The following is a 13,161-nucleotide window of genomic DNA, read 5'->3' as shown; positions in this document are numbered from 1 at the left end:
CAGCCCCCGGCCGCGCCCCTACCGGGACCTGGCCTCGCCCTCCCGGTAGGGACCGCGCTCCGTCATGGCCGCACCCTGGTGCGGGGGCGCGCTGCGGGCCTCGGCGACCAGCTCGGCGACGACCTCCGGGGTGACGCCGATGCCGAAGGTGGCGAACTTCGCCAGCGGGACGCCGCGGGCCAGGGCGAGCAGCATCGAGTCGCCGGCGGGCAGTGCGGACAGGCCGGCCATCCGGTGGATCCGCTCGCCGAGCACCCTGGCGCCGACGGGGTGGTCCAGCCACTCGCCCAGCGTGGACATCGGCCCGAGCTCGTCGACCAGCCCGTCCCCGGGGGTGGACACCTCGGCGCGCAGGCGGATGTCGCGCGAGGAGGCCCCCACCTCGACGGTGAAGCGCCCCGGGTCGATCCGCCAGCCGTGCCGGGAGGGCGACCAGCGGGCGACGTCCCGGCCGGTCAGCTCGAAGGAGATCCGGCGCGACTCGCCGGGCTCCAGCCCGGCTTTGGCGAACCCGCGCAGCTCGTGCCTGGGCCGGGAGGGGGCCTCCTCGGCGAAGGCCACGTAGAGCTGCACCACCTCGTGGGCGAATCTGCCGCCGGTGTTGGTGATGGTGGCCCGCACCGTCCAGGCGTTGTCGCCGGTCGGGGCCACGTCGAGGTCGGCGTAGGAGAAGCGGGTGTAGCTCAGGCCGTGGCCGAAGGGGTAGGCCACGGGGACGTCGAGCGTGTCGTAGTGGCGGTATCCGACGTAGCGGCCCTCGCCGTAGACAACGTGCCCGTCCTGGCCGGGGAAGTGCAGGTGGGAGGGGGTGTCGGCGAGGCTGAGCGGGATGGTCTCGGTGAGCCGGCCACCCGGGCTGTGGAGCCCGAAGATCAGGTCGGCCAGGGCGGACCCGGCGGCCTGGCCGGGCAGCCAGCCCTCCAGGATCGCGGGCACCGCGTCCTGCCACCGCGCCACCGTGACAACGCCGCCGTTGGCCAGGACCACCGCGACCCGGGAGCAGGCCCCCGACACCGCGCGCAGCAGGGCGATCTGGTCGGCCGGGAGTTCGAGCGTGGTCCGGTCGAAGCCCTCGGACTCGGCCGCCGCCGGCAGGCCGAGGAACACCAGCGCCGTATCGGCCTGGGCCGTGGCCGCCACGGCCGCTGCCACCAGGGCGGCGTCCGGTGCCCCGTCCAGGGTGAAGCCCGGGGCGAAGGAGAGCGTGGTGCCGGGGCCCGCGGCGGCGCACAGCGCGTCCCAGGGAGTGTCCAGGCGGGTGGGCACGACGTGCGAGCTGCCGTGGCCCTGGTATCGGGGGGTGCATGCGAACTCGCCGATGACGGCGATCCGCTGGGAGGCGGCCGGGTCCAGCGGCAGCAGGTCACCGTCGTTCTTCAGCAGGACGGTCCCGGCCCGGGCGGCCTCACGGCACAGCTCGTGATGGGCGTCCACGTCCCAGCCGTCGAAGCGCCGCGCGCCCTCGACCCGGTGCCCCAGCCGGATGACGCGCTCGGCCGCCGCGGTGACCGCCGACTCCTCCAGGTGCCCGGCGCGGACCGCCGCGACGATCCGCTCGTCGGTGCCGGTCGGCGGCATCTCCAGGTCGAGGCCGGCGGCCAGGGCCGCGACCCGGTCGTTGACGGCGCCCCAGTCGGACACCACCAGGCCGTCGAAGCCCCATTCCTCCCGTAGCACCTCGGTGAGCAGCCAGCGGTTCTCACTGGCGTAGACTCCGTTGATCTTGTTGTAGGCCGACATCACGGCGTACGGCGCGGCCTCGCGCACGATCCGTTCGAAGGCGGGCAGGTAGATCTCGCGCAGCGTCTGCTCGTCGACGTCGGCGCTCACCCGCATCCGGTCCGTCTCCTGGTTGTTGACCGCGAAGTGCTTGACGCACGCCCCGAGTCCCGACGACTGGATCCCGGTGACCACGGCCGCGCCCATCACACCGCTGATCAGCGGGTCCTCGGAGAAATACTCGAAGTTGCGGCCGCACAGCGGTGAGCGCTTGATGTTCACACCGGGGCCCAGCACGACGTCGGCACCCAGCGCGGATGCCTCTCTGGCCAGGGCCGCGCCCACCCGCCGCGCCAGTTCCGGATCCCAGGACGAGCCGAGGGCGACGGCCGGCGGGAAGCACGTGGCGGGAAGGCTGTTGCCCAGCCCGAGCGCGTCGCCCGCCGCGGGGTCCTGCCGCCGGATGCCGTGCGGGCCGTCGGTCAGGGTGAGCGCACGGATCCGCCCGCCGATCGCGGTGGTCTGCCAGGTGCTGCTCCCGGAGGTCAGCGACGCCTTCTCGACGAGGGTGAGGTCGTTGGGTTCACGGAGGTTCATGTGTCGGCCCCTGGGTTCGGGATGGATGTGGGGGAGGGCTCCGGGGCGGGGCCGGAGCGGGGCGGCGCGCCGCTGAGGTCCAGGTCGAGCTGGGCGAAGAAGGCCACCACCGCCGCGTGCATGTCGACCGCGCCGGGATCGAGCAGCCACTGGGTCTGCAGCCCGTCCATCACGGCGATGAGCATCTGGGCGGCCAGGTCCGGGTCGTAGCCGGCCGGGGGATCGGTGCGGGCGGCCAGCGCCGCGAAGGCCGTGCCGATCTGGCCGCGCATGACCCGGTAGCGCTTGACGAAGTAACCGTGCGCGGGGTGGGCGGGGTCGGTCGCCTCGGTAGAGATCTTGGCGTAGAGGCCGACCATGCCGGGGGTCCGCATGTTGCGGTGGACGATGCTCACCACCCGCCCCAGGAAGTCCTCCGGGCTGGTCCTGGGATCGACCTGGAACAGCGCCTTGGCGTCCTCCCGGTCGCGGTGGCTCAGCACCTCGATGAGCAGCGACTCCTTGCCGGGGAAGTGGTGCAGCAGCCCCGCGTGCGTGAGACCGGCGTGCGTGGCGATGTCGCGCAGCGAGACGGCGTGGAATCCGGAGGCGGAGAACAGCTCTGCGGCGGCGTCGAGGATGCGGGCGCGCGTGCGTTCGCCCTTCGACGGCCGCACGGCTGGGGCCCGGGTCTGGTCGCTCACGTACGTCTCTCCTGGGGTGCGGCTCGGGGGCGCCTCGATCAGGCCGTTACCAACGGTACGGCGTCGTCCCCGCCTCCGTGGGGGCAGAACCTACCACGCGGTAAGTTTTAGGTGCGGCAAAACCTACCACGTGGTTAGTTTTGTGTGCATGCTCCCCGGCGCCCCCTCCGCCGATCTCATGGCGGGCCCGCCTCCAGATCAGCGACGAAAGAGCCCCCTCAAGATCCACTCATTTCGGCCCGGTCGATGAGTACCTGGACGCCGTCGAGGATGCGATCAAGACCGAAGTCGAGTGGGTCGAGCGCGGTGGGCGCGAACGCGCCTTCGGCGATCGCCGCGGTCAGGGCGGGAAAACGGGCGGGGTCGCGGTTGAGCAGTTCGCCGGTCAGGTGGCCCCATTCCCGGTTGTGGTCTTCGTCGAAGTCGGCCAGTTGCTGGGCGAGGTTGCGTACGTGCCCGGCGACCAGGAGGAAGACGTGGTGGCGCATGGGGGCCGGCAGGCCGGTCGGCTCCAGGGCGGCGAGGGCGGCATCCATCCAGGTGAGCTGGTTGGGGCCCATGAGCTGGCGGCGCATGGAGGTGGCCGCGAGCAGCCAGGGGTGGGCCTGGTAGACCGCCCACTGCCGGTGGGCCCACTCCGCGAGCCGGGGCCGCCAGCCGGGGCCGGCGGCTGACAGGTCGGGGCGTTCGGTGAGGACGGCCTCGACCATCAGCTCGACGAGTTCGGCCTTGCCGGGCACGTAGCGGTACAGGGCCATGGCCGAGACGTCGAACGCGGCGGCGACCTTGTTCATCGAGACGGCTTCCAGGCCCTCGGCGTCGGCGAGGGTCACGGCGGTCTCGGCGATGCGGTGGGGGGTGAGGCTGGGCTTGGGGCCGCGGGCAGGTTGCTCCTGTTCGCCCCACAGCAGTGCGATGCCCGTACGCAGGTCGCGCGTCTTGTTGTTCTCGCGCGGCTTGGCGGCCCTGGCCATGGCGACTCCCTCGGGTGCGGTGTCCTGCGGGCGTCGGTTGACACCCGCCAACAACTGTATATAACGTAAACCCATTGTTAACGCCATAAACAGTTTATTGGAGTAACCATGCTTGGCCTCGCCATCGCCGCCACCGTCGTCGCCGCCCCCACCACGGGCCTGCTCGGCTACCGGCAGCTCAAGCGCGCCGCCCACGCCCGGCGGCTGCGCATCACCACCCCCCACGGCATTGACCAGTCCGGCTTCGTCCGCATCGGCGGCATCGATCAGTGGATCTCCATCCGCGGCGAGGATCTGCGCAACCCGGTGATCCTGGAGATCCACGGCGGCCCCGGCGCCACCAACCTCATCTACACCGCCCGCACCCGCGCCTGGGAGCGGCACTTCACCATCGTGCGCTGGGACCTGCGTGGCGCCGGCAAGACCTTCGCCCGCAGCGGCCCCGACGGGCAGGGCGAGATGAGCCTGCGGCGACTGCAGAGCGACGCCCTGGAGGTCACCCAGCACGTACGTACCCGGCTCGGCGTCGAGAAGGTCGTGCTGGTCGGCTGCTCCTTCGGTTCCTTCATCGGCATGCGGCTGGCCCGCAGCCACCCCGAGCTGTACTCCGCCTACGTCGGCACCGACCAGAACATCAGCGCCGGCGGCCGCGACCGCACCGCCTACCAGGCACTGGTGGACCGGCTCACCCAGGCGGGCAAGGACAAGGACCTGGCCGCCGTCACCGCCATGGGCCCCGACCGGTCGGCCTGGGACGTCGAGGCATGGTCGCAGTACAACAAGCACACCGTCGGCTCCGACCCGCTGACCTTCAACACCGTCAAGACCGTGGTGATCGGCTCACTGCTCACCTCGCCGCTGCACACCCTGCGCGAGGTGCCCGGCTACATGAAGGCCATGAGCTTCTCCGAGCGCCTGGCCCCCGAATCGATGACGATCGACGAATGGACCGAGGGCACCGCGTTCCGGATCCCGTTCTTCATCTTCCAGGGCGAGCAGGACGTGATCACCCCCGCCGCGTCGGCCAGGCGGTTCTTCGACGACGTCACCGCCCCGGTCAAGGACTTCGCGCTCATCCGGGACGCCAGCCACTTCGCCTCCTTCCGCCGCCCCGACCAGTTCCTCGACCTGATGCTCACCAAGGTCCGCCCGGCACTCACCAGCGAGCCGATCACTCCGTGAAACCTGGCACTCGTGAAACCTCGCACGCACAGCCGCAGAACCGGCCCGGCTCCAGCGACTCCTCGTCCGGCTCCTTCAGGTGACGGATCGCGCCACCAGGGCCGTGGCCTCCCGCATGGCGTTCCGTACCTCCGCGGGTCCGTCGCCGCGCTGCAGCGCTGTCAAGGCGGACGCACTGACCGCGCCCACCATCGCGCCGACCAGAGCGGAGGCTGTGATCGCGTCGAGTCTGTCAGGGAATGCCCGCTGCAGCGCCTGGGCCAGTTCGGCCTGCGCGGCGAGGTAACGCTGCAGCAGTCGGGCCTGCAGTGCTGGCACCGAGGCCGCCAGCCGTGCCCGAAGTGCTGCCAGCCCGCTGGAGAGGTCGCTGTCCCAGGTGTTGGCGATCATCTGGTCCATTGCCCGCACCAGCAACTCGGGCAGCCGTTCGTCGGCGCGGCGCTCGGCGATCGTCTGCAGCGCCAGGTCGACGCGCACGTCGGCATTGGCCAGGAGCACGTCCTCCTTGGCCTGGAAGTGGAGGAAGAAGGTGCGGGGGGAAACCTCCGCAGCGTCGGCGATCTCAGCCACGGTCACGTGGTCGTAGCCCTTGTCCTCGAACAGGCGAACCGCCGCCTCGATCAGTGCCTGCCGGGTGCGCTGCTTCTTGCGCTCCCGCAGTCCGAGTTTCTCCACCATGCGGGGCAGCTTATTGCATCTTCAGAATTAATGCATACTATGAATCGCTACATAGACTGTAGTCACTGAAGGGTGGTCATCATGGGAAGTCTGGACGGACGCGTCGTCCTCATCACCGGAGCAGGGCGCGGCATCGGGCGAGAGGAGGCGTTGTTCTTCGCCGCCGAAGGCGCCAAGGTCGTCGTCAACGACCCCGGCGTTGCCATCGACGGCACAGGCGGCGATGCCGGCGTGGCAGCGAAGGTCGTCGAGGAGATCACTGCCCGCGGCGGGCAGGCCGTGGCCAACACCGACAGCGTCGCCGACTGGAACGGCGCCCGCCGCATGGTGGAGACGGCACTACAGTCCTTCGGCGACCTGCATGCAGTGGTCAACAACGCGACCATCGAACGGAATATGGGCCTGACCGACCTGCCGGAGGAGGACTTCGACGACGTCGTGACCGTCAAGCTCAAGGGCACCTTCGCGGTGACGCACTGGGCGGCCCGCCACTGGCGCGACCAGTTCCACGCAGGAGTCCACGCCGACCGCGCCGTCGTCAACACCTCCTCCGGCTCCGGACTGCTCAACCCGCTGCCCGCGCAGGTCTCCTACGCGGCGGGCAACGCCGGAGTCGCGGCGCTGACCACCGTCGCCGCCCTCGAACTCGGCCGGTACGGCGTGCGGGTCAACTGCATCTCGCCCTCCATGGCCCGCACCAGACTCACCCTCGCTGTTCCCGGCATGAGCCAGGAACCGCCGGCGGGCCGGTTTGACCCCCTGCACCCCGCTGCCAACGCGCCTGTTGCCGCCTACCTGGCCAGTTCAGCCTGCCCGCTCACCGGCCAGGTGCTGTCGGTGCGGGGCGGGACGGTCGCGGTCAACCACGGCTGGTCCCTCGGCAGCCACATCCACAAAGACGGGCTGTGGAGCGTGGAGGAACTGGCCGAGAAGGTGAAGGAGTTGCCGACAGACGACCCGTTCGACAAGCTCGCCCAAGCCCTGAACGGCGCACTCGGCACCGTCGGACGCACCCAGCTCCAGGAGATGATCAACGCCCTGCTGGACCGGGAGGAGGCCCGGTCACCTGTGGATCAACGCAGTTAGATACCGCTCCACCCATTGGGCTCCCGGTATGACAGGACCACCAGTGGGTCCTAGCCACGCGCTGGCCCAGAGAAGGGGTGAGCTTCCTGAACGTCTTCGGCAGCACCCTCCCGTGCTGTGGGAGCGACAGGGCGGCCACGGCCGAGCAGGGAACGCGCAAGAGCAGGTTGTGCGGCCTACGCCCCGAAGCCGCAGGTCAAACAAGATCAAGATGTCGCGAGGAACGACACCCTACAAGGAGTTTTCGGACAGGGTCACGCGCGCACGCGAGGCGGGCCACCCGGCGGGCGAGCCATCCGCGGGAGCGCCGCGGCCGCCGTAGGCTCGACGGACACGCCACCTATCGGATGGCGTTCCGCTCGGCGGGGGCAACGGAATCGCGCACTTGAAGAACTGGAGAGCCCTGGCCCGCCACCACGACCGCCGCGACCACCTGCCTGAGATCGTCACGGCCGTCGCCGGCCTCCTGTCCGACCAGCAGACCGCATAGGAACTCGTGACCGTGGGCGACCACGTCTCAATCGCGATCATGCACGAGGCCGTAAGGCCGAATCGACGCCGCCGACCTCCTCACCCCGTCCTGCCATGCGGGGCGCGCTCGTCGGGTACGCCCGCGTCTCGACCAGGGGACGGTTGCTCGACCGAAAGATCCACGCCCTCACCGGAGCGGGCTGCATCCGGATCTTCGCCGACAAGAAGTCCGGCGAATCGGGTTCGCCGCCGAACGGCTTGATGCCGATCGAGTGATCCTTCATGTCGGTGGACCCGCGGCTCGTTGGCCACGTGTGAGCGCCACGATCGGGTAATGCTCCGGCCCAACGGTTCGCGTTCGGAGTGTTGGCCGGACAAACAGTGATATCACTTTGAGTTACCGGTCCACCCGATTGCGTCACGGAAAGGCGTGGCCGCGAGGGGCCGCTCCGGTGCGCAGTCGGCCGTCTGCCGGCCCGACGGAGCACCGTTCCGTCAGGACGCGACGTCACCAACAGGGCCGGGGCCGTGCGCGCCGGTCTCCGCAGGAGGAGAGTCTGTGATCTCGAAGAGCAAGAAGAACGCCCGTTCCATGGCCGTGGCGCTCGCCGCAGCCGCCGCCTTCACCGTCACCATCCCGGGCGGCACCGCCTTCGCCATCGACCACGTCCAATGCGTTGGCGGCGAGAACTTCCTGAAGATCTGGTCGCACCTCGACGGCCGCCAGAGCGTCGACTGCTATGCCAACGGTGGAAGGACCGACTTCGGCGGATGGTGGGTCGACCGGATCTCCACGGGCAACAACGACCTGATCTACTACGACGCCAACGGCGACTCGGTGAAGATCGAGCGCTGGCACGACATCACCTTCCCGAACCATCCTCCGAAGGTCGTCGCCATCCAGATCGTGTGACACGTTGACCTCCGGCTGCCGCCGGAATCGCCCGCCGGTCACGCCCCGCAGGCGTGACCGGCAGGCACCGTGGGATGCGGGTGGGTCATCTACCGGAGCGGCGAGGCAGTCCACCGGTTCCGCGCACGACTCCCGCGACCAGCCAAGAATGCTCGGCTCAGGCACATATCGGTTGAACCTTGTCTGTTTACTACAGCCCTTCTGTCCGTCTAACGGCCGTTAGACGGACGCCCGGATGTCCGAGCCGGTCACACCGCGGTGTCTTTCTGTCCTATTCCGGCCGCACCCCATCAGGGGGCCCGGTAGTGATGATGTCGTACCCGGCGTTGCCGGTGCTGTTTCAATCCGCGGTGAGGATCACCGCGAGCTTGTCGAGGCTCTGGCCGTAGCCGATCTCGAGGCCCGCGATGAAGTCCGCGGATTCGACCGTGCTGTCGGTGATCCGGAAGTGGACGTCGAGTTCCGTGCCGGTGTCGGTGGGCCGAAGGTCCAGGTGGAGGTGGGCGGTGAAGGCGGGGCTGCCGTCGGCGAGCAGCGGGGAGAGCCGGTAGGCCAGGTGCTCACCGGCGCGTACGTCCTCGACGACTCCCTGCGCGCGCCCGGCGACCAGGTCGACGCCCTCGACGCCCTCGAGATCCGAGACGCCCTCGACACCCCCGAGATCCGAGACACCCCCGAGATCCGAGACACCCTCGAGATCCAAGACATTCTCGGCATCGCGGTACTCCTGGACGATCCGCCCGCCCGGTCGCGCCTCGAAGACGAGCTCGGAGACGCGCAGGTCGTCGGGCGTCCACCAGCGGGCGAGCAGGGGAGCCTCGGTCAGGTGGCGCCAGACCTCCTCCGGGCGCCCCGCCAGCGACCGGTGGAACGTGAACGTGCGGCCGTCGGCCCACCCCGGTTCATTGGCGGCGAGCCGCTCTGCGTGGAGGTTGAGCCTGTAGCGGTCATAGGTCTCGTGCGGGCTGCCGACCTGGTCCGTGGTTTCGGCCAGTCGAGTGAGCGCAGCCGCCAGCTCCTGTAGGGGCGCGGTCCGGAGCGCGTAGATTCGGCGCTGGCCGGAGCGCTGGGAGGTGACGACGCCGGCACGCTCAAGGGCCTGCAGGTGCTTGGTCGTCTGCGGCTGGCGCGCCTCGGCGAGCTGGGCGAGGACCCCGACCGACCGGGGCCGCTCGGCCAGCAGGCCCACGAGCCGCCAGCGGGCCGGGTCGGCCAGTGCAGTGAGTAGTGTGTCCATGCCAAGAAATATTCACCAAAGTAAATATTCGTGTCAAGGCATATCTTTATATATGGGGATACGGTCGGCCAGTATTAGGGGTGCCGGTAAGAAACGTGTCACGAGCCCCAAACGGCGTTGATATTGTTGTGATTTATCTGGTCAATGCTGGTTCTCCATGACGCACCCCCGATCCACATCGACGGACTGGCCGAGCACCGGACGATCCTGGACGAAGAGCGTGAGCTGATCGCCGGGAAGCGTGGCACCACCCGCCTCGGCTTTGCGATCTCGCTGAAGTTCCATACGCAGTACGGCCGCTTCCCGCGAGGGCGCTCGGAACTGGCCGACGAGGTCATCGAGCACGTGGCCAAGCAGGTCCAGGTGTAGGCCTCGGAGCTCGGCTTCTACGAGTGGTCCGGCTCCACGATCGAATACCACCGCAATCAGATCCGGACACACCTGGGCTTTCGCACCTGCACCACCGTAGTGCGGGTGGTGTACGAGGTCGTCACCTTCCAGCCAGGCGCTGCGCGACGCCCTGCGGTGCAAGGAGGTCTGGACGGTCGGCGCGCACTCCTTTCGCGACCTGGAGGAGGACCTGCCCAAAGACTTCACCACCCGCCGCGTGGAGAACTACGCCGAGCTGCGCAAGCCGCTCGATCCGAAAGACTTCATCGCCGAGTTGAAGGCCGAGCGGCTGATGCTGGCCATCTTCGGGTACGGCACCAACACCGGGATCCGGGCCGTCGCCTCCGGCAGCCACGCCCACAACGAGGACGGCATCCGCTACGTACGGCGCCGCTACCTGACCCCGCAGATCGCCCAGGACATCGCGGTCGCCATCGCGAACGCCACCTTCACCTTCGGCATGACCAGGCTCTTGGGCTTCGACCTGCTGCCGCGCGTCAAGCAGATCAACAAGGTCAGGCTGTACCGGGTTGAGAGCGGCGAGAGCGACCTGTACCCGCGGCTGGCTCCGGCGATGACCCGGCCCATCCGCTGGGACTTGATCGAGCAGAACTACGACCAGATGATCAAGTACGCGACCGCGATCAAACAGGGCACCGCCTCCACCGAGGCAATCTTGCGCCGCTTCACCGACTCCGCCTCCCACCCGATCTACCAGGCCATGCTGGAGGTCGGCCGCGCGCAGAAGACCATCCTCGTCGCCCGCTACCTCCGTCTCCGGGAACCGCAGCGGGAGATCCAGGAGGGTCTCAACGTGGTGGAGTCCTCCAACGGAGCCAGCAGCGTCATCTTCTACGGCAAGGGCGGCGACATCTCCACCAACCGGCGCAAGAAGCTGGAGATGACCGTGCTGTGCCTGCGGACCCTGCAGGCCGCGCTCGTGTACATCAACACCTTGATGCCGCAGGACGTCCCGGCCGACCCGGAGTGGGCCAAACTGCTCAAACCCGCCGAACAGCGCGGGCTGACACCGTTGTTCTGGCAGCACGTCCAGCCCTACGGTGAGGTACGGCTGGACGTCGCCAAGCGCCTGCCCCTCGGCGGATCGAGCACCGCGCCCTCGATCGGAGCGCAGTAGTTCAGGCCCTGTCGTTGTCAGATGCGCGCAGACTCGGCAGGCCGTTGAGCAGTACTGGCGTCCTTCCGGCTTCCCGACCTGCCCGGCGGGATGAGACCTCTGCGCGACCCGGACGCCGCAGACGGGTAGGCCGCCGGGGGACATAGACGTCGAAGGGGCCCGTCATCTGGCGGCACACGGCCGCCAGATGACGGCTCCGCCGCCGAAATCAGACGCCTTCGCGCAGGTATAGGTCGCGCAGCAGGCCGATCTCGCCGCCGTGATGCGCGACCTCCTTCAGAGCGTGCAGCGCGAGCTTCAGATAGGTCTCATCGGCCCAACCGCCGGGGCCCAGGCCTATCGGCGCCAACAGGCGCTTGTCGCCGAGGGCTGCGATACGGGAGATGAAGTGCTCCCAGTCCTCGGCGAGCGCCTGGACGCCCTCTTTCGCGGTGCCCGGCCACTCGTGGCGGTCGCCGAACTCGGGAACGTCCTCGAAGCAGTGGATCACATAGCCGCGCAGGCAGAGGTTGCCGATGTGCCAGATACGCCAGGCGATCGTCGTGACGGGGTCCGGCGCCTCCGGACTCGATTCCGGAAATAGCGTGGCAACACGGAAGACGCCATCGTCACCGGGGCGGATGCCGATGCAGTCGCTGACCGGCTCCCAGTGGTACTCGGCGTCGGTCAGATCCTTCAGGCGCTCGAACAGCCGGGATCGCACGTTTTCGAAGATCGCGAGAATGTCCCGCGTGGCGGGGTCGGGCACGATCATGTCAGCCATGTCAACTCCAGGGCTCGGTGGTTTCGGACCGGTCGGGATGATCAGGATCGACGGGTCGGCCGGCTCGGTCACGTGCCGCCGCCTCGTCGTGTGTCGCCGGGTGCGAGCAGGCTGGTGAGTTCGGCGATGGCCTCCGGCGACGGCTTGAAGTAGCGGCGCAGGTTATCCGGCTTGCGGTGCCGGGACTTGGCCATCAGCATCAGCAGCGACGCGCCAGCCTCGCCCAGGTGCGTCAGCGCGGAGTGGCGGTATTCGTGCAGGTCCCAGCCCGTCCCTGGGCCCTGTGTGGCGGTGTGGATGTCCAGCAGGGCGCGGTCCTGGCCGTAGGACAGGCGCGCCGCCCCGGTGTATGGGCACACGTCCCGGGGCCCAATGACCTTCCCCGGCCCCGCACGGCGGGCGGTGACGAAAACCGGACCGCGGGTGCGGCCCTTGAGCAGCCGGGGCAGCAGCCGCGCGGTGCCGGCGTCCCAGAACACGGTCTCCAGCACGAAGTCCTCGCGCGCCTGCCCACGCCGCCGGACCCGGGACCGGGCACCCTTGGCCTTCACCTGGGCACGCCGCCCGGCGAAGTCCAGGTCCTCGATGTTCAGGCCCAAAATCTCCTCGGCCCGCGCGGCGGTCTCGTACAACATCCGCCACAGCGTCTTCTCCCGCAGGCCGACATCCCGCCGCGCGATCAGCCGGTCGATCGCCATCCTCGACCGCACCGGGGTCATCGAGTCCGGCACCGCCAACCGCTTCGCCCACCCAGGCACCGCCGGCGCGTCATGACCGCGCTCGCGGCGCCAGGCCAGCCACGACAACACAGCGGCCCGGCGGGCATTCCAGGTGCCGACCGCCGCGGTGCCCCACAACGACTCCAGCGCCTCGCCGACCTCGTCGTCGGTCACCGCCGCCAGCAGCCGGGACCCGCCGAGGCATTCGGCAGTCCTCCCGACACCGATCCCGTAGCTGCGGACGGTGTTCGGGTTACCAAGCGAGTCCAAGAACGCATCGGCCGATGCCTGAACGGTGGCGGCATTGCCAACCGGCAACTGCACGAGCACAGACACCGCATCCCCTTGCCACAGATAACGGGGCGGCTCATACGGCGCACCGAGACTATTGCCGCAGGCCGCGAATCAGCCTGCCGCAGATAATAGAGCGTTATCCGTGGAACGACTTCAGACGGGTCCGACAACCGATGGCCCTTCAGCCGCCCACCAGGCCCGACGGACCCTTAGCGCCGGTTTTCGAGGCTGCTATATCTGTCAAGCGGCTGTTTGGAGGGGTTCTGGGTCGCGTTCGAGGAGTTTGAACAGTTGTCGGGAGAGGGCTCGTTTGAGGC

12 protein-coding genes and 1 pseudogene are annotated in these 13,161 nt (G+C 69.0%); 6 read left to right on the top strand and 7 right to left on the bottom strand.

What is annotated here, in order from left to right; translation table 11 throughout:
- Positions 1-18 precede the first annotated feature (18 nt).
- The 3 genes from ACZ6R6_RS46655 to ACZ6R6_RS46645 all read right to left on the bottom strand — a co-directional run bounded on the left by ACZ6R6_RS46655 (position 19) and on the right by ACZ6R6_RS46645 (position 3,973).
- Complete coding sequence (locus ACZ6R6_RS46655; protein WP_470103680.1) at positions 19-2,316, bottom strand: glycoside hydrolase family 3 C-terminal domain-containing protein; 2,298 nt, start codon at positions 2,314-2,316, stop codon at positions 19-21.
- Positions 2,313-2,999, bottom strand: coding sequence for a TetR/AcrR family transcriptional regulator (locus ACZ6R6_RS46650; RefSeq protein WP_470103679.1), 687 nt, complete (start codon positions 2,997-2,999; stop codon positions 2,313-2,315). Before ACZ6R6_RS46650 ends, ACZ6R6_RS46655 begins: the two co-directional genes overlap by 4 nt.
- A 218-nt stretch (positions 3,000-3,217) precedes the next feature.
- Positions 3,218-3,973, bottom strand: coding sequence for a TetR/AcrR family transcriptional regulator (locus ACZ6R6_RS46645; protein WP_470103678.1), 756 nt, complete (start codon positions 3,971-3,973; stop codon positions 3,218-3,220).
- 108 nt (positions 3,974-4,081) lie between these two features.
- On the opposite strand from ACZ6R6_RS46645, the gene ACZ6R6_RS46640 reads away from it, so the two are divergent.
- Positions 4,082-5,155 carry an alpha/beta fold hydrolase gene (locus ACZ6R6_RS46640; protein ID WP_470103676.1) on the top strand — a complete coding sequence of 358 codons (1,074 nt, stop codon included), beginning with the start codon at positions 4,082-4,084 and terminating at the stop codon, positions 5,153-5,155.
- A 75-nt stretch (positions 5,156-5,230) separates the two neighbouring features.
- Here the strand turns inward: ACZ6R6_RS46640 and ACZ6R6_RS46635 are convergent, their stop codons facing one another.
- Positions 5,231-5,833 (bottom strand): TetR/AcrR family transcriptional regulator, encoded by a 603-nt coding sequence (locus ACZ6R6_RS46635; protein ID WP_470103675.1) that lies wholly within the window; start codon positions 5,831-5,833, stop codon positions 5,231-5,233.
- Between the two features lie 81 nt (positions 5,834-5,914).
- Here ACZ6R6_RS46635 and ACZ6R6_RS46630 point away from each other — a divergent pair, with 81 nt between their 5' ends.
- The 3 genes from ACZ6R6_RS46630 to ACZ6R6_RS46620 all read left to right on the top strand — a co-directional run bounded on the left by ACZ6R6_RS46630 (position 5,915) and on the right by ACZ6R6_RS46620 (position 8,303).
- The gene (locus ACZ6R6_RS46630) at positions 5,915-6,919 is read left to right on the top strand and encodes an SDR family NAD(P)-dependent oxidoreductase (protein ID WP_470103674.1); all 1,005 of its coding nucleotides are present in this window, start codon (positions 5,915-5,917) and stop codon (positions 6,917-6,919) included.
- A 585-nt stretch (positions 6,920-7,504) separates the two neighbouring features.
- A complete protein-coding gene (locus ACZ6R6_RS46625; RefSeq protein WP_470103672.1) occupies positions 7,505-7,666 on the top strand; it encodes a hypothetical protein in 162 nt (53 codons plus the stop codon).
- Positions 7,667-7,949: 283 nt separating this feature from the next.
- On the top strand, positions 7,950-8,303 hold the full coding sequence (locus ACZ6R6_RS46620; protein ID WP_470103670.1) for a beta/gamma crystallin domain-containing protein: 354 nt from the start codon (positions 7,950-7,952) through the stop codon (positions 8,301-8,303).
- A 340-nt stretch (positions 8,304-8,643) separates the two neighbouring features.
- Here the strand turns inward: ACZ6R6_RS46620 and ACZ6R6_RS46615 are convergent, their stop codons facing one another.
- Entirely contained in the window at positions 8,644-9,540 is an 897-nt protein-coding gene (locus ACZ6R6_RS46615; RefSeq protein WP_470103669.1) for a metalloregulator ArsR/SmtB family transcription factor, read from the bottom strand.
- Positions 9,541-9,684: 144 nt separating this feature from the next.
- Here ACZ6R6_RS46615 and ACZ6R6_RS46610 point away from each other — a divergent pair, with 144 nt between their 5' ends.
- Positions 9,685-9,909, top strand: coding sequence for a DUF4158 domain-containing protein (locus ACZ6R6_RS46610; RefSeq protein WP_470103668.1), 225 nt, complete (start codon positions 9,685-9,687; stop codon positions 9,907-9,909).
- Between the two features lie 133 nt (positions 9,910-10,042).
- A pseudogene (locus ACZ6R6_RS46605) lies at positions 10,043-11,068 on the top strand (Tn3 family transposase); the annotation flags it as partial.
- Between the two features lie 208 nt (positions 11,069-11,276).
- On the opposite strand, the gene ACZ6R6_RS46600 reads toward ACZ6R6_RS46605, so the two are convergent.
- On the bottom strand, positions 11,277-11,831 hold the full coding sequence (locus ACZ6R6_RS46600) for a DinB family protein (RefSeq protein WP_470103667.1): 555 nt from the start codon (positions 11,829-11,831) through the stop codon (positions 11,277-11,279).
- A 68-nt stretch (positions 11,832-11,899) separates the two neighbouring features.
- Positions 11,900-12,886: a tyrosine-type recombinase/integrase gene (locus tag ACZ6R6_RS46595; protein ID WP_470103666.1), complete on the bottom strand. Its 987-nt coding sequence runs from the start codon at positions 12,884-12,886 to the stop codon at positions 11,900-11,902.
- Between the last annotated feature and the right edge of the window lie 275 nt (positions 12,887-13,161).

The organism is Streptosporangium sp. NPDC048886 (genome assembly GCF_055586905.1).
Note: the sequence above shows the minus strand (reverse complement) of the source record. Positions and strands in the feature narration are given on the sequence as shown.